This window comes from Allobosea sp. P4_C6, from assembly GCF_056402015.1.
The window spans coordinates 61,940-77,208 of sequence record NZ_JBFUIF010000004.1 but is presented as its reverse complement, the minus strand read 5'-3'; the positions used below and the strand labels follow the sequence as shown (position 1 = coordinate 77,208).

Sequence of the window (15,269 nt, the reverse complement as noted above, 5' to 3'; positions counted from 1 at the left end):
TGGTCTGGACTTTCGACAACGGGGGCGAATATGCCCCTATGCGGCCGCGACCGCAGCCTTTAATCGCCGCGGCCAAGCGATTCGTCACAGGAGATTTGCCTTGGAGCGCCAGCCGCCGCAATGGCTCGACGTCGGAAACGGCCCTGATCGGCGCCGCCTCGCCTATCTCTTTCACCCGGGCACCGGGGCGCCCGTGGTCTGGCTCGGCGGCTTCCGCTCCGACATGCGCGCGACCAAGGCCGAGGCCCTGTCAGACTGGGCCTATGACACCGGGCGCGCCTATCTGCGCTTCGACTATGGCGGCCATGGCGAGAGCGAAGGCGACTTCGCCGGCTTCACCTTGTCGCACTGGCTGGCCGATGCGCTCGCTGCGATCGAAAGCCAGTGCCGCCAGCCTCCGATCCTGGTGGGATCATCGATGGGCGGCTGGATCGCGCTGCTCGCGGCGCGCCGCCTGTTCGGGTCCCCGCTCCAGCCGGCCGGCCTCGTTCTGATCGCGCCGGCCGTCGATTTCTCAGAGGAACTGATGTGGGCGCAGATGCCCGACGCGATCCGCCGGGCGATCCTGGACGAAGGCGTCTGGCTGCGCCCTTCCGAATATTCACCCGATCCGACGCCGATCACCCGCGCCCTGATCGAGGACGGGCGGCAGCACCTGATGTTCGGCGGCGAAATCCGGGCCGGCTGCCCCGTCCATATCCTGCAGGGCATGCGCGATCCCGACGTGCCCTGGCGCCAGGCCTTGAAGCTGGTCGAGCACCTGAGCGGCGATCCGGTCGTGCTGACGCTGATCAAGGACGGCGATCACCGCCTGTCCACGCCGGAAGATATCGTGCGGCTGCAAACAGCAGTCGCCGGAATGGCGACCGCGCCCTGAACGCCCGGAAGGGCGGTCAGCGTCAGTGGACGCTGACCATCTTCAGGTCGTGCTCCCAGGCATTGGCCGTCGCAGCCTCGCGCGTATCCGTCACGAGGATCGGCGCGCCATCGGCCGAGAGCAGTGTGAAGAGCTGCAAGCCGGATTCGATCTTCGGCGCCTGCGGGAAGATCCGCATGAGCTCGTCCGAGGTCATCGGCTTGACATATGCCACTTCGCCGGCGCCGAGCGCGGCGAATTCCGCAGGGGTCAGCGGGTCGGCCTGGATAAGGATTCTGTCCTGTTTCATCGCGCCCTCCTTCAGAGCAGTGCGAATGCGGTTCTGATACTGCGCCTTCAATTATGAACAGATGCGAAAACCGCTGACGCATCCTTCAAAAGCTGGACGGGACTCCGTCCTCTACTCGCGGCTCATGATATCGATACGCCGGATGAGCCGTTCCGGTTCCGGCCTGACCAGATCGATCGCGAGCAGGCCGTTCGACAAATCCGCGCCAAGGACCTGCATACCGTCGGCCAGCAGGAAGCTGCGCTGGAACTGACGGGCGGCGATCCCGCGGTGCAGGAACTGGCGATTCTTATCGTCGCTCTGGCGGCCACGGATCGTGAGCTGGTTCTCCTCCAGCGTGATCTCGAGCTGCTCGCGCGAGAAGCCCGCGACGGCCAGCGTGATGCGCAGGCGATCGGGCTCGTCCTCCGTCCGGGGCAGCCGCTCGATGTTGTAGGGCGGATAACCCTCGCTCGCGCCCTTGGCGACACGGTCGAGCGCACGCTCGATGTCGTCGAAGCCGAGCAGGAACGGATGGGACAGGCTAGGCGTACGCGTCATCTATCCAGGCCCTCGAAAGGCGCCTCACTATCATCGGGACCCGCAGCCGGCAGCACCCCGCGGGCGAAAGGCGAACCCTTTCGCTCGGCAAGGATATGGCGAACCGCAGGCCTTGCTTCAAGAGGAGCCGAACAGGCACCGGAGAGCCCTGGCCAGCCGACGGTCGCTTCAGGATTCTCGTCGAAAAGATGGTACAGCCACCCCGGCTTGAACGGGGGACCTCTAGATCCACAATCTAGCGCTCTAACCAACTGAGCTATGGCTGCCCGTACCTTGGGCCTTGCAACCAGCCGCCTCGGCGGGGTCACCAGCGGCGCGGACCCTAGTGCCGAGTTTTTGCTTTTGCAACCGCGTAATGCATTCGGCCGGCCGAATTTCGGCGCGCCCGAGAGTGCGCCGTACACAGTGGCCCATCAATCCTTGCGCAAGGCGGCATTGGCGACGCGCGCAAGCTCCTTCAGGTGGTCCGCGTAGGATTCGTAGCTGCGGCGAACCGCCTTGGCCTGAAGCGTGATGGCTTCGGACGCGCTGTTGCTGCGCGCCACCGTCTGGGCGTCGTGCAACGTCGCTTCCAGTTCCGCGCAGGCATGGTCGAGCATGCGGGCCTGCAAGGCGCCGAAAGCCCGTGCCATCGTCAGCGCCTGGCTCATCACGGTCGCGGACGCGACGGTGACAGCCTCGGGCGGCCGCGGCAGAGGCAGCGAATCGAGCGATACCGGCTGCACCGGCTTGGCGGGTGCAGGAGCGGGTGCAGCGACCGGCTGGATCGTCCTGGCAGGAGGTGCAGCCACAGCGGCGTTCGCCGGCGCTGATGTCGCCTTCGGCGCGGCGGGCTTGGCGATGGTTTTGGGAGTGGCCTTCTGAGGCGCGGGAGCTTGCGGGGCCACCTTCGGCGCAGCGGGAGCGGCCTTGGCAGCAATCTTCGGCGCAACGACCTTGGCGACCGGCTTCTCGATGCGGATCTTGGCCGAAGCTGCTTTCTTGGCCGGCGCCGCCTTCTTGGCAGCGACGGAGACCGGTGTCACGGCAGGCCGATCCGCCTTAACCGGAGTAACGGCCTCCTTGACCGGAGCGACCTCGGCCGGAGCAACCGCTTCGGTTCGCGCTGCCGGCGGTGAGACTGCGGCCAAAGGCTTGTTCTGCGCGGCAACCGGAGCTGCTGCACTTGGCGCGGCTGCACTTGGCGCGGCCACTGCGGGAGCGACAGCCGGGGGAGCCACGACGACGGGAGCAGCCGCCGCAGGGGCCGCGTCCGCGGGAGAAGCGGGCTTCGAAACGGCCGGGCTGGCGGGAGCAGGCCGAGGCGGCGTCGCGTCGCTGGCGGCGGGACGCGCATCCGGATTCGGCGACGGCAGCTTGTCGACCTGCTTCTCGGCAGGCGCGGGCGACAGCGCCCTCACCGGAGGCAGGCTGACCGGAACCTTGGACGTGGTCCTGGTGGGAGCAGGCTTAACCATGGCGGCTCTCCTTCAGCGGCAAACAGCGGAAGCCGGGCCCTTGGCCCGGCCAGAATGTGTGCCGGCGCGCAGTAGCGCCGGCAGACGCGCCTCAGCGGCCGCCCTTGGTGGCCTTGCTGACGGTCTCGGCAGCCTTCGTCGCAGCGTCCTGGGCGGCAGCCCCGAGATCCTTGAGCTGGGTCTGGAACGACGCCATCTGGGACTTCAGGAAATCCGACTGATGCTGCATGACCTCGGTGAGGTCCTTCGACGTCACCAGCTTCTGGGCGAAGTCGAAAGCCGCCGCGACATTGTCTTCCGCATAGGCGATCGCCTTGCGGGTGGCGTCGTGAGTGTTGGCGCGGGCGTTCTCGGCCGAGCCATGGGCGCTATCCACAGCCTTTTGGGCCGCGCCGATGAAGCCGTCGAAAGCCTTGCGGGCCTGCTCGACGCTGCGTTCCGCGAACTCGCGCATCTCGGTTGGCACTTCGTAGGGTGATTTGCCGTTCATGGGATCCTCCTGTCGTCTTGCAGCCAAGCCTTACAATATTGTGCACTGCAATATCATTGTTGCAATGCAATGACAACCGCGTGACCTATCGCGACGCCGCCCATGTTAACGCTGTTTCGAGGAGAAGCGGGAGAGCGATCTTTGGTTCCATGGATTTGCGGCCATTTGGGAGCTATTAAAGGTTTGTTAGGCATAACGGGCGCGGATTGAACGAGCAGGCAGGCATGAGCGAATCCGGACAGGACTGGGCGCGACGGGGAGCGGCGGCGGCTGAGGACGCCGCCCTTGCGACCTTTGCCGCGGGCGGCGCCCTGCTTCTCTGGGATGCCGGCGCCGGACGCCCCGGCTTCGCCAACTCCGCCGGCCAGGCTCTGCTCGGCGGCAAGACCGCTGAAATCGTCGTTCCGAATCAAGCGCGGCAGCGCCTCGATGCCCTCGCCGGCGGCCTGGCCTCCATGGCCGGCATCCGCCTCGAAAGGCTGCGCCTGACTTCGGGCTTCGCCGCCCTGCCCGTCACCTGCGGCTGCAAACTCCTGTCCTGCCCCGATGGACAAACGGTCCTGGCGGTCGTGGTTTCGGCAGCCGAGTTGCGCCGGCTGGGCATCGCGATTCCCCAGTCCAGCGAGCCGACGGCAGCCGCTACGATCGCGACGCCCCCCACACCGCCGGCCGAGGTCGAAGCCGCCGCGCCTGCGCGGCCGGCAATGATTCGCTTTCTGTGGCAGAGCGACCGCGAGGGGACGCTGACCAGCGTCTCCGAACAGATCGCAGCCCTGACCGGCGCAGAGGCCGCAGCCGGGCTTGCCGGCAAAAGCTGGCACGACCTCCTCGGCTCCACCGTTCTCGACCGCGACGGCGGGCTGGCGGAGCGGCTCGCCACGGCGGCGACCTGGAGCGGCCACGCCCTGCTCTGGCAGACGGATACGCCCGGCGAAGGGGCGCGCGTCGAGCTCTCGGGCGTGCCGCTTCTCGATGCCGGACGCGCGCTCACCGGATTTCGCGGCTTCGGCATCGCCCGCCTGAACGAGCGCGAGCCTTTCGCCGCGCCGGAAGCCGTCCTCGACCTGCCGGAAGCGGACGCGCCGGTTGCGGAGCACGATAAGGCGAGCCGGCAGGAAGAGCCTGCAGCCGCGACGGAAACCGCGCCCGAAGCGGATGCTCTACCGGCACAAGCCGACGAAATTCCCGAGCCCCTCGCCGAAGACGCTGCTGATCAGCATGAGCAGCCGGAAGCGGAGGGCCATGTCGATGAAGGCGCTGCCACGCCGCTCGCGAATCCGGCTGAAGACGATGAGCCCGAGATTCGGCCGGCCGAATGGCTTGGCGACGAGCAGCCTGTGGCTGAAGCTGCGGCACCGGGCGGCAACATCGTCCCGCTCCGTAACGGCACGCTGACCACGCTGCGGCCGGTTCTGGAGCCGTCGAAGCCTCACCTCAGTTCCGCCGAGCGCAATGCCTTCCGCGAGATCGCCAAGGCGCTGGGCGCGCGGCTGGCCGGCGACGAGGAAACAGTCGGCCCACGGCTGCCGCCCGTCGCGCCGCTGCAGGTCAAGGAACGCGAAGAGGCAGCCGCCGCCGCAGAGAAGGCGGGAGCCGAAGCGGACTCTGCCGTCGCGCCCGCACGGCAGCGCAACTCCCATGCCGATGTGCTCGACCGTCTGCCCGTCGCCGTCCTGGTGAACCGCGGCGACGAGGCGGTCTACGCCAACCGCACGCTGCTCGACCTGCTCGACTTTGCCGACCTCGCCGATTTGAAGGCCGGCGGCAATGTCAGCCGCCTTATCAAGGAAGCCTCGCGCGCCGAAGGTGGCGCGATGACGCTGATCGATCGCCGGGGCCATCTGGTCAGCGTCGATGCCATCCTTTCCAGCGTCAGCTGGCAGGACGAGCCGGCAACGCTGATGGCCTTCCGCCATCCCAATGGCGGCGGCGAGGTCAAGGTGCTGACGCCGGAAGAGGCGGAGGAAGCCGAGCTTGCGGCCGAGTTCGCTGCCGAGGAATCCGAATCGGCGGCGCGTGTCGAGGCGCTCAGGCTCGACGCCGAGACCCGCGATGCCCGCATCGACGAACTCACCGCCATGCTCGACACGGCGACGGACGGCGTCGTCACGGTCGATGATCGCGGGCGCATCCTGGCGCTGAACAAGGCGGCCGAGGCGCTGTTCGGCTACGACCAGCGCGAGGTCACAGGCGAATTGTTCACGCTGCTTTTCGCCAGCGAGAGCCATGCGCCGGCGCTCGACTATCTCGAAGGCCTGAAAGGCGGCGGCGTCGCCTCGGTGCTGAACGACGGGCGCGAGGTGCAGGGCCGGGTGCGCCAGGGCGGCAAGATCCCGCTGTTCATGACCATGGGCCAGATCGCGCATGGGGCCGAGCCGCGCTTCTGCGCGGTGCTGCGAGACATCACCGCCTGGAAGAAGACCGAGGGCGAGCTGGTCGACGCGCGCAAGGCTGCGGAAATGGCGAGCGCACAGAAATCCGACGTGCTCGCCAAGATCAGCCATGAGATCCGCACCCCGCTCAACGCCATCATCGGCTTTGCCGAGGTGATGGCGGAGGAACGCTTCGGGCCGATCGCCAACGAGCGCTACAAGGAATATCTGCGCGACATCCACCAGTCCGGCGGCTACGTCATCAGCCTGGTCAACGACCTGCTCGATCTCGCCAAGATCGAGGCCGGCAAGCTCGACCTCGATTTCGTCAGCGTCAACCTGAACGAGATCGCGCTGTCGACCGTCTCGCTGCTGCAGCCCGAGGCGCAACGCGGACGCGTCGTGCTGCGCTCCGGCCTGTCCCCGAAGCTGCCGCCGGTCGTCGCCGACGAACGTTCCATCCGGCAGATCGCGATCAACCTGCTCTCCAACGCGGTGAAGTTCACCGATGCCGGCGGGCAGGTGATCATCTCGACCGCGCTCGGCGATCAGGGCGAGGCGATCCTGCGGGTGCGCGATACCGGCATCGGCATGGATGATGACGAGCTGAAGCTTGCGCTCGAGCCCTTCCGGCAGGTGCCGACGACGCGGCGCGCGGGCGGTACCGGCCTCGGCCTGCCGCTGACCAAGGCGCTGGTCGAGGCAAACCGCGCCGCGATGTCGATCACATCAGTCAAGAAGGAAGGCACGCTGGTCGAGATCACCTTCCCGCCGCAGCGCGTGCTGGCGAGCTGACGATACACAAACGCGAGCCGTCATTCCGGGGCGGGCCGAAGGCCCGAGCCCGGAACCCAGAACCGATGCCCTGTTTCATTTGAACACGGCCGGGCCTGCGCCTTGACCAGAATCGGCGGCGGCTCTGGGTTCCGGGCTCATCGCTGACGCGATGCCCCGGAATGACGGCACGGTTGCACTTGAAGAGCGTGCCTCTATAGCAGCGTCCCGGTCAGGATCGCGGCGGCGACGCCGAAATAGATCACCAGCCCGGTGACATCGACCAGCGTCGCCACGAAGGGCGCGGAAGCGCTGGCGGGGTCGAAGCCGAGCCGCTTCAGCGCGAAGGGCAGCATCGAGCCGGCAAGCGAGCCGAAGGTGACGATGCCGACCAGCGCGCCGCCGACCGTCGCCGCCACCAGCATCCAGTGCGGCCCGTAATCGTAGAAGCCGAGCCACCGCCACACGATGATTCTGATAACGCCGATGACGCCGAGAATGGCGCCGAGCGTGAGACCTGTCGGCAGTTCGCGCAGTGCGATCCGCCACCAGTCCTTCAGCGTGACCTCGCGCAGCGCCAGCGCCCGGATGATCAGCGAGGTCGCCTGCGAGCCGGAATTGCCGCCCGAGCTCATGATGAGCGGGATAAACAGCGTCAGCACGATCGCCTTCTCGAGCTCGCCCTCGAAATACTGCATGACCGAGGCGGTCAGCATCTCGCCGACCAGCAGGATCGAGAGCCAGCCGGCACGCTTCCGGATCATCGAAAGAAAGCCGATCTCGTTATAAGGCTGGTCGAGGGCCTCCATGCCGCCGAGCTTCTGCACGTCCTCCGTCGTCTCGGCGATCATCGCGTCGATGACGTCGTCGAAGGTGACGATGCCGACGACGTGGTCGTCGGCATCGACGACGGGAACGGCCAGCAGGTCGTATTTGGTGATCAGGCGCGCCACGTCCTCGCGATCGACCTCGGGCGCAACGGTGATCGGTTTGTGCGCCGGCACGACCGATTCGACCGGAGCCTCGGGGTCGCCGCTGATCAGGCGCCGGAGAGAGACGGCGCGAACCAGCTTGCGGGTCACGGAATCGAGCACGTAGATGGCGTAGACGGTTTCGCGCGAGCGCTCGACGCGGCGGATATGGTCGAGCGCCTGCTGTACCGACCAGTTGCTGGGCACGCTGACGAACTCTGTCGTCATGATCGAGCCGGCGCTATGCTCGGGATAAGCCAGCAGCTTGTTGAGGTCGGAACGGGTCTGGCGGTCGATACGGCCGCTCAGGCGCTGACGGGTCTCCTCGTCGAATTCCTGGAAGACGTCGGCAGTGCGGTCCGCCGACATGGCCGAGAGCAGCGCGCCGGCGCGCCCGTCAGGCAGCAAGGCCAGCGCCTCGGCGGCGGCGGTGAATTCCGGCTGGTCGAGCGCCTCGACGGCGCGATCGAAAGGCAACTCGGCCAGGACATGCGCGATGGTCGCTTCGTCCTGCTCGTTCAGCGTCTCGACGATGTCGGCGACATGCTCTTGCGCCAGCGTCTGGGCCAGCGTCACGGCAAGGAGGTCCGTCGTGGCGGCGGTATCGTTCATGGCTCTATTCCTTGCGATCGGGCCGTCATGGCCGGATCGCAGGCGAGCCGGGCAACCCGGTCAGGCGCGCGAAGCGGCGGCAGACGGCTTCGACTGTCGGCTGGGACTGTCGCTTGGCATCGGGTTGAAGTTTCCTGTGAGCAGCCGGCCACGAAGGCCGGGAGCAGGAGGCCAATGCACCCGCCAAACGCCTGCGTCAAACGGTTTTTTCGGCGCGTTGCCCCCGATCATCCGCATTGGCTCAGCGCCATCGCGCGCCTAAGGTCGCGGCGACGGAATCGGCGCCCTGCGCCACCTCCGCCGACGGTCCGCCATTTCTCACTGGAATCCCGCCGATGACCCTGACGATCTACGGTTGCTATCGTTCGCGCGCCACGCGCGTCATCTGGCTCGCCAACGAGCTCGGCCTGCCGTTCAGCCATGTGCCGGTGATCCAGGCCTATCGCCTCCCCGATCCGGCGGCGCCGGGCGTGCCGCTGCACACGCGCAGCGCCGAGTTCCTGAAGATCAACCCCAACGGCCATATCCCCAGCATCGACGACAACGGCTTCAAGCTGCACGAATCGCTGGCGATCAACCTCTATCTGGCGCGCAAGCATGGTGGCCCGCTCGCGCCGCAGAACGCGCAGGAAGAGGGGCTCGCGGTGATGTGGGCGCTCTGGGCGGCGACCGAGTGCGAGACCCACGCGCTCAACCTGCAGTTCCACCTCGCCGCCTATCCGCCGGAGAAGCGCAAGCCCGAGCTGGTCGATGCTGCCCTGGCCGCCCTGCCCGGCCCCTTCGCCGTGCTCGACAAGACGCTGGCCGAGAACAACGGCTATGTGATGGGCGGCCGCTTCACAGTCGCCGACATCAACGTCGCCGAGATCATCCGCTACGCGAAGCCCGCAACGCAGCTCTTCGAGGCCGCTCCGCGCGTCAAGGCCTGGCTCGATGCCTGCCAGGCACGGCCGGCCTTCCAGGCGATGTGGCAGGCGCGCGACGCAGAAGCCGCCTGATACAGGAAACGGGTGGGGGAAGAGCCGGGGCGAGCCTATCGCTCCGGCTCGTTATTGTTCAGCAGGTTCACCATGTCGTCCTCCCCCGCTCCGCAACCCGTTATGGACCTGAGCGACTGGCTGCTGCTCCTGCTGCTCTCCCTGCTCTGGGGTGCCTCGTTCTTCTTCGGCAAGATCGCCGTCGCCGAATGGCCGCCGCTCGCCGTCGTGCTCGCCCGCGTCGGCATGGCCGCCATCGCGCTGCTCCTCGTAGTCAGGCTGTCAGGCCTATCGATGCGTGTCGGCGGGCGGATGTGGCTCGCCTTCTTCGGCATGGGCCTGCTCAACAACCTGATCGCGTTCGGCCTGATCTTCTGGGGCCAGACCCAGATCGCCAGCGGCCTCGCCTCGATCATCAATGCCACGACCCCGCTCTTCGGCGTCGTCGTCGCGCATCTGTTCGCGCCGGACGAGAAGGCGGGCGGGCTCAAGCTCGCCGGCGTCGGCGCGGGCATCGTCGGCGTCGCGATCCTGATGGGGCCTGACGCGGTCCATGGCGTCAGCGGGGCGCTGCTGCCGCAGCTAGCCTGCCTCGCCGCTGCGCTGTCCTACGGCTTCGCCGCGCTTTTCGGACGCCGCTTCCGCGGGATGCCGCCGCTCGTCAGCGCCGCCGGCCAGGTCAGCGCGACGACATTGATGACGATACCACTGGTCATTTTCTTCCACCCGCCCTGGCTGCTGCCGGTGCCGAGCACCAGGGTCGCGCTGTCCTTGGTCGGACTGGCGCTGCTCTCGACGGCGCTGGCCTATGTCATCTTCTTCCGGATCATGCGCCGGGCCGGTGGCACCAACGTCACCCTGGTGACCTTCCTGATCCCCGTGAGTGCCATCCTGCTCGGCTCGGTTTTCCTCGGAGAAGCGCTTCTGGCTCGGCACTTCTGGGGGATGGCGGCCATCGCCGCCGGCCTCGCCCTGATCGACGGACGCCTGTTCAGGATGGCCCGCGCCAGGCCTGCCTAGAACCAAAGACTTTATTGCCAAAAAATTATGAATTGCTCTAGAGTCGACTTGTCGGCTGGAGTCGCTATTGGGCACGGCCCACCGAGAGATATCGCGGGCAAGCGGTACCGGGGAACAGGGGACGGCCATGGATGTGCGGCAGCTGCGATGTTTCATCGCGGTCGCGGAAGAGCTGCATTTCGGCCGGGCGGCCGAGCGGCTCGGCGTCGCGCCTCCCGCCCTGTCCCGCCAGATCAGTGCCCTCGAGGATGAACTCGGCGTCAGCCTGCTGACCCGCACGACCCGACAGGTCGCCATGACCCGGGCCGGGCTGATCATGCTCGAGGAAGCCAAGGGCATCCTCGTCAAGATGGAGCATGCCACCCGCGCGGTGCGCGAGGCTTCGCTCGCCTCAGGCAAGATCCTGCGCGTCGGGGCGATCGACGCGGCGTCTTCGAGCTTCGTGCCCGAGGCGCTGGTGGCCTTCCGGACACGCTTCCCCGGCATCGAGATCAAGTTCGTCGAGGCGATGACGGCGGCGCTGGTCCAGATGCTCGAATCCGGCAAGCTCGACCTCGCGTTGACCCGCCCGCCACGCAAGCCGACCGATTGCGCCTTCGAGATCCTGCGGGTGGAGCGCCCGCTCGTGGTGCTGAACGAGGCCCATCCCCTCGCCGCCCGCGAGCACCTGACCATGCTCGATCTCGTCGGCGAGCCTTTCGTCGTGCCGTCGAAGCGCATCCGCCCCTACGCCTACGATCTGGTCATGGCCTATTTCGAGAGCGTCGGCGCGGTGCCGAACGTGACGATCGAGGCGACCGAGAAGCCGGCGATGATGTCGGCGGTCGCAGCCGGGCTCGGCATGGCCCTGGCGCCGGACTGGGTGTCGCGGCTGTCCTTCCCCGGCGTGACGATGCGGCGCCTGCGCGGCGCCCTTCTCGACCCGCCGCCGCCCGGCGCTCTCGTCGGCGTCGCCTGGCGTCCCCAGCAGAAACTGCCGGCGCGCGACGATTTTCTTGCGATCCTGAGGGAAAGCGTGACCCTGCTCGACGATCGCCAGACCCTTTCCTTCACCCCTTCCCCCAAATCGCAGAAACGGACAGCCCGAACCGGGTCGCCAGTCGGAGGAGCCTGATGAGTCTCAATCAGATAGAACAGGCGCAGGGCCTGCGCGTACGATCGACGCAGGATCTGGCCGGCGGCCTGTTCATGATCCTGCTGGCGCTCGGTGCCTTCATCTTCACCTGGGACCTGCCGGCCGGCACGCTGCGCCAGCTCGGGCCGGGGATGCTGCCCAAGACCTTCGCCGTGATCTGCGGCGCGCTGGGGGTGATGCTTGCCCTCGCCTCGCTGCGTTACAACGGCGAGAAGCTGCAGGGCTGGTCCTGGCGCGGCGTCTTCTTCGCGCTCGGCGGCGCCTGCCTGTTCGGACTGACCATCCGCGGCTTTGAGATCGGTCCGATCCGGTTCCCAGCGCTGGGGCTGCTCGTCTCCGGCCCGCTGCTGATCTTCTTCTCCGGCCTCGCCGCCGACGACCGCAAGCTCAAGGAGCTGCTGATCTTCGCGGTGGCGATGTCCGCCGGCTGCATCCTCCTGTTCAAATACGCGCTGTCGCTGCCGATCCCGCTCGCGCCCTGGCTGCTGGGGATCTGACCGATGGACATGTTCTCCAATCTCGCACTGGGCTTCGGCGTCGCTCTGACACTGAAGAACATCGGCCTCTGCTTCGTCGGCTGCCTCGTCGGCACGCTGATCGGCGTGCTGCCCGGCGTCGGCCCGATCGCTACGATCTCGATCCTGCTGCCGATCACCTTCGGGCTCGATCCGACAGGCGCGCTGATCATGCTCGCCGGCATCTATTACGGCGCGCAGTATGGCGGCTCGACCACCGCGATCCTGGTCAACATCCCCGGTGAGGCGACCTCCGTCGTCACCACGCTCGACGGCCACCAGATGGCCAGGCAGGGCCGCGCCGGCGTCGCGCTCGGCACGGCGGCCATCGGCTCCTTCTTCGCCGGCTGCGTGGCGACGCTGATCATCGCCGCGCTCGGCGCGCCGCTGACCAAGATGGCGCTGCTCTTCGGCCCGGCCGAGTATTTCTCGCTGATGGTGATGGGCCTGTGCTTCGCCGTCGTGCTGGCGCGCGGCTCGATCCTCAAGGCCTTCTGCATGATCATGCTGGGCCTGCTGTTCTCGACCGTTGGAACCGATCTCGAGACCGGCCAGGAGCGCCTGACCTTCGGCATCGCCTCGCTCTCGGACGGCATCGACTTCTCGGTGCTGGCGATGGGCGTGTTCGGCTTCGCGGAGGTGCTGCGCAATCTCGAAAGCCCTGAGGCGCGCGACGTCGTCAAGGGCAAGATCGGCCGGCTCCTGCCGGGCTGGGACGACATCAAGCAGGCGACGGCGCCGGTGCTGCGCGGCACCGCGATCGGCGGCATCCTCGGCATCCTGCCCGGCAACGGCGCAGTGCTCGGCCCCTTCGCCAGCTACACGGTGGAGAAGAAGATCGCCAAGGATCCGTCGCGCTTCGGCAAGGGCGCGATCGAGGGCGTGGCGGGGCCGGAATCGGCCAACAACGCCGGCGCGCAGACCGCCTTCATCCCGCTGCTCACCCTCGGCATCCCGCCGAACGCGGTGATGGCGCTGATGGTGGGCGCGATGACGATCCACGGCATCATCCCCGGCCCGCAGGTCATGACCCGCAACCCCGAGCTGTTCTGGGGCATGATCGCCTCGATGTGGGTCGGCAACTTGATGCTGCTGGTCATCAACCTGCCGCTGGTCGGCGTCTGGGTGAAGCTGCTGCAGGTGCCCTACCGCCTGATGTTCCCGGCGATCCTGATCTTCTGCTGCATCGGCATCTATTCGGTGAACAATCAGCCGCTCGACGTTGCATTCACCGCGTTGTTCGGCCTGTTCGGCTACCTTCTGATCAAGCTCGGCTTCGAACCCGCGCCGATGCTGCTCGGCTTCGTGCTGGGCAAGCTTATGGAAGAGAAGCTCCGGCAGGCGCTGATCATCTCGCGCGGCTCGTTCTACACCTTCATCGACTACCAGAACCGGCCGATCTCGCTGGGCCTGCTGCTCGTCGCGGTGCTGGTGCTGGCCATCGCCCTGCTGCCTTCGATCTCGAAGAAGCGCGAAGAGGTCTTCACCGAATGACGGGGTTGCCGCCCCGGCGGCGGCACCCCAGTTTTATCTCAAGCAACATCGAGGGAGGAATCCGAATGAAGAAACTCGTTCTAGGCCTAGCTGCGGCTGCTGCGCTGGCGTTCACCGGCGGCGCGCAGGCGCAGGGATATCCGACGAAGCCTATCACCATGATCGTGCCTTTCGCGGCGGGTGGACCGACCGACATCATCGCGCGCATCGTCGCCGACCACATGTCGAAGACGCTCGGCCAGCAGATCGTCATCGAGAACGTCGCCGGCGCCGGCGGCACCACCGGCATCGCGCGCGCCGTGACGGCCGCTCCTGACGGCTACACCATCGCCATGGGCCATCTCGGCACCTTCTCGGCGGCGCCGGCCACCTATCCCGGCCTGAAATACGACCCGATCAACGGCATGCAGACCATCGGTCTCGCCGGGGGCACGCCGATCCTGCTCGTGGCACGCAAGAATTTCGAGCCGAAGGACCTCAAGGAGTTCGTCACCTATGTGAAGGCGAACCCGGACAAGGTGAACGAGGCCCATGCCGGCCTCGGCTCGGTCTCCTGGACGACCTGCACCCTGCTGAAGGGCATCCTCGGCACGCCGAAGATCAACGCCGTCGCCTATCGCGGCACGGGCCCTGCACTGAACGACCTCGTCTCCGGCCAGGTCGACTTCATGTGCGACCAGATCGTCTCCGTCGCCGAGCAGGTCCGCGCCAACACGATCAAGGCCTACGCCATCGCCTCGGCCCAGCGCTCGCCGGCGCTGCCCGACGTCCCGACCACCAAGGAAGCCGGCCTGCCCGAGTACCAGATCGAAGCCTGGAACGGCATCGCCGGGCCGAAGGGCATGGCCAAGGAGGCCGTGGACAAGCTCGTCGACGCCCTGAACAAGGCGCTCAACGACGAGGGCACCAAGAAGCGCCTGCTCGACCTCGGCACCGTGCTGCCGACGGCGGAGGAGCGGACGCCTGCCGGCTTCGCCGCGCTGATCAAGCGCGACGCCGACAAGCTGACGCCGGCACTTTCGGCCGCGCCCAAGCAGTAAGCATCCAGCCGGACAGAGCGCATTTTGCGGCGGGCCTCGGGGCCCGCCGTTTTCGTTTCAGGCTGCGCGGGCGAGAATGAGCCGCGGGTCCGTGTTCTGCCATGAACAAGCAAGACTTTGTTCTGCCTGTTCTTTTTCCGCCGGGTTGCGTGGCGTTAACATCTCGTGACCGATTTTCCGGGAACTGTTTTGCCAAGCTGCGGTTGTCTCGCCGACGTTCACTTCGGAAGGAGAGACATTATGTTCAAGAAGATCGCTCTTGTTGCCGCCCTCGCCATCACCCCGGCTGTTGCCTTCGCCCAGAGCCAGCCTTCGGGCGGCGCTGTCGGCGGCGCGACCAGCGGCGCGGCGGCCGGTGCCGTAGGCGGCGCTGTCGTCGGCGGCCCCGTGGGTGCAGTCGTCGGCGGCGTCGGCGGTGCAGTCGTCGGCGCCATCGTCGGCGATGCGGCGGAGCCCCGGTTCCGCACCTATGTCGTCGAGCAGCGCGTTCCGTCCTATACCTATGCCGAGCCGATCGCTGTCGGCACGGTGCTGCCGGCGCAGGGCGTGACCTATCACCGCCTGCCGGCCGAATACGGCGCGAGCGCCTCGAACTACAGCTACACGGTGGTGAACGACCGCACGGTCATCGTCGAGCCGCAGACCCGTCGCGTGGTTCAGATCATCCAGTAACCGCCTGACGCTCCTCGGAGTCGTAGGGAGGCCC

General features: G+C 67.1%; 14 protein-coding genes and 1 tRNA gene. 9 read left to right on the top strand and 6 right to left on the bottom strand.

Going from position 1 to position 15,269, the window contains the following annotated elements; translation table 11 throughout:
- Positions 1-100 precede the first annotated feature (100 nt).
- Positions 101-877, top strand: a complete 777-nt coding sequence (locus AC1DVA_RS04220) for an alpha/beta hydrolase (protein ID WP_476805066.1) — start codon at positions 101-103, stop codon at positions 875-877.
- Between the two features lie 22 nt (positions 878-899).
- Here AC1DVA_RS04220 and AC1DVA_RS04215 read toward each other — a convergent pair whose 3' ends face one another.
- The 5 genes from AC1DVA_RS04215 to AC1DVA_RS04195 all read right to left on the bottom strand — a co-directional run bounded on the left by AC1DVA_RS04215 (position 900) and on the right by AC1DVA_RS04195 (position 3,653).
- Positions 900-1,166, bottom strand: coding sequence for a BQ00720 family protein (locus tag AC1DVA_RS04215; RefSeq protein WP_265052275.1), 267 nt, complete (start codon positions 1,164-1,166; stop codon positions 900-902).
- 111 nt (positions 1,167-1,277) lie between these two features.
- Positions 1,278-1,706, bottom strand: a complete 429-nt coding sequence (locus tag AC1DVA_RS04210; RefSeq protein ID WP_265052274.1) for an Hsp20 family protein — start codon at positions 1,704-1,706, stop codon at positions 1,278-1,280.
- A gap of 189 nt (positions 1,707-1,895) precedes the next feature.
- A tRNA-His gene (locus tag AC1DVA_RS04205) sits at positions 1,896-1,972 on the bottom strand.
- 147 nt (positions 1,973-2,119) lie between these two features.
- Entirely contained in the window at positions 2,120-3,163 is a 1,044-nt protein-coding gene (locus tag AC1DVA_RS04200; RefSeq protein WP_476805065.1) for a phasin family protein, read from the bottom strand.
- Positions 3,164-3,254: 91 nt separating this feature from the next.
- Complete coding sequence (locus AC1DVA_RS04195; protein ID WP_265052272.1) at positions 3,255-3,653, bottom strand: phasin; 399 nt, start codon at positions 3,651-3,653, stop codon at positions 3,255-3,257.
- Between the two features lie 224 nt (positions 3,654-3,877).
- Here AC1DVA_RS04195 and AC1DVA_RS04190 point away from each other — a divergent pair, with 224 nt between their 5' ends.
- Positions 3,878-6,820, top strand: coding sequence for a sensor histidine kinase (locus AC1DVA_RS04190; protein WP_476805064.1), 2,943 nt, complete (start codon positions 3,878-3,880; stop codon positions 6,818-6,820).
- Positions 6,821-7,014: 194 nt separating this feature from the next.
- Here AC1DVA_RS04190 and mgtE read toward each other — a convergent pair whose 3' ends face one another.
- Positions 7,015-8,382: a magnesium transporter gene (gene mgtE / locus AC1DVA_RS04185; protein ID WP_476805063.1), complete on the bottom strand. Its 1,368-nt coding sequence runs from the start codon at positions 8,380-8,382 to the stop codon at positions 7,015-7,017.
- A 335-nt stretch (positions 8,383-8,717) separates the two neighbouring features.
- Here mgtE and AC1DVA_RS04180 point away from each other — a divergent pair, with 335 nt between their 5' ends.
- The 7 genes from AC1DVA_RS04180 (at position 8,718) to AC1DVA_RS04150 (ending at position 15,235) form a co-directional block, all read left to right on the top strand.
- Positions 8,718-9,380: a glutathione S-transferase family protein gene (locus AC1DVA_RS04180; RefSeq protein WP_265052269.1), complete on the top strand. Its 663-nt coding sequence runs from the start codon at positions 8,718-8,720 to the stop codon at positions 9,378-9,380.
- A 72-nt stretch (positions 9,381-9,452) separates the two neighbouring features.
- Complete coding sequence (locus AC1DVA_RS04175; RefSeq protein ID WP_476805062.1) at positions 9,453-10,379, top strand: DMT family transporter; 927 nt, start codon at positions 9,453-9,455, stop codon at positions 10,377-10,379.
- 127 nt (positions 10,380-10,506) lie between these two features.
- On the top strand, positions 10,507-11,493 hold the full coding sequence (locus AC1DVA_RS04170) for a LysR family transcriptional regulator (RefSeq protein WP_265052267.1): 987 nt from the start codon (positions 10,507-10,509) through the stop codon (positions 11,491-11,493).
- Positions 11,493-12,011, top strand: coding sequence for a tripartite tricarboxylate transporter TctB family protein (locus AC1DVA_RS04165; RefSeq protein WP_265052266.1), 519 nt, complete (start codon positions 11,493-11,495; stop codon positions 12,009-12,011). Before AC1DVA_RS04170 ends, AC1DVA_RS04165 begins: the two co-directional genes overlap by 1 nt.
- A 3-nt stretch (positions 12,012-12,014) precedes the next feature.
- The gene (locus AC1DVA_RS04160) at positions 12,015-13,523 is read left to right on the top strand and encodes a tripartite tricarboxylate transporter permease (protein ID WP_265052265.1); all 1,509 of its coding nucleotides are present in this window, start codon (positions 12,015-12,017) and stop codon (positions 13,521-13,523) included.
- Positions 13,524-13,588: 65 nt separating this feature from the next.
- Positions 13,589-14,563 carry a tripartite tricarboxylate transporter substrate-binding protein gene (locus tag AC1DVA_RS04155; protein WP_476805061.1) on the top strand — a complete coding sequence of 325 codons (975 nt, stop codon included), beginning with the start codon at positions 13,589-13,591 and terminating at the stop codon, positions 14,561-14,563.
- A gap of 240 nt (positions 14,564-14,803) precedes the next feature.
- Positions 14,804-15,235: a DUF1236 domain-containing protein gene (locus AC1DVA_RS04150; protein ID WP_265052263.1), complete on the top strand. Its 432-nt coding sequence runs from the start codon at positions 14,804-14,806 to the stop codon at positions 15,233-15,235.
- Positions 15,236-15,269 lie beyond the last annotated feature (34 nt).

Coding starts and splice junctions, on each gene's coding strand:
- AC1DVA_RS04160 (WP_265052265.1), top strand. CDS start 12,015: ATGGACATGTTCTCCAATCTCGCACTGGGCTTCGGCGTCGCTCTGACA.
- AC1DVA_RS04190 (WP_476805064.1), top strand. CDS start 3,878: ATGAGCGAATCCGGACAGGACTGGGCGCGACGGGGAGCGGCGGCGGCT.
- AC1DVA_RS04155 (WP_476805061.1), top strand. CDS start 13,589: ATGAAGAAACTCGTTCTAGGCCTAGCTGCGGCTGCTGCGCTGGCGTTC.
- AC1DVA_RS04215 (WP_265052275.1), bottom strand. CDS start 1,166: ATGAAACAGGACAGAATCCTTATCCAGGCCGACCCGCTGACCCCTGCG.
- AC1DVA_RS04175 (WP_476805062.1), top strand. CDS start 9,453: ATGTCGTCCTCCCCCGCTCCGCAACCCGTTATGGACCTGAGCGACTGG.
- AC1DVA_RS04165 (WP_265052266.1), top strand. CDS start 11,493: ATGAGTCTCAATCAGATAGAACAGGCGCAGGGCCTGCGCGTACGATCG.
- AC1DVA_RS04170 (WP_265052267.1), top strand. CDS start 10,507: ATGGATGTGCGGCAGCTGCGATGTTTCATCGCGGTCGCGGAAGAGCTG.
- mgtE (WP_476805063.1), bottom strand. CDS start 8,382: ATGAACGATACCGCCGCCACGACGGACCTCCTTGCCGTGACGCTGGCC.
- AC1DVA_RS04195 (WP_265052272.1), bottom strand. CDS start 3,653: ATGAACGGCAAATCACCCTACGAAGTGCCAACCGAGATGCGCGAGTTC.
- AC1DVA_RS04210 (WP_265052274.1), bottom strand. CDS start 1,706: ATGACGCGTACGCCTAGCCTGTCCCATCCGTTCCTGCTCGGCTTCGAC.
- AC1DVA_RS04200 (WP_476805065.1), bottom strand. CDS start 3,163: ATGGTTAAGCCTGCTCCCACCAGGACCACGTCCAAGGTTCCGGTCAGC.
- AC1DVA_RS04180 (WP_265052269.1), top strand. CDS start 8,718: ATGACCCTGACGATCTACGGTTGCTATCGTTCGCGCGCCACGCGCGTC.
- AC1DVA_RS04150 (WP_265052263.1), top strand. CDS start 14,804: ATGTTCAAGAAGATCGCTCTTGTTGCCGCCCTCGCCATCACCCCGGCT.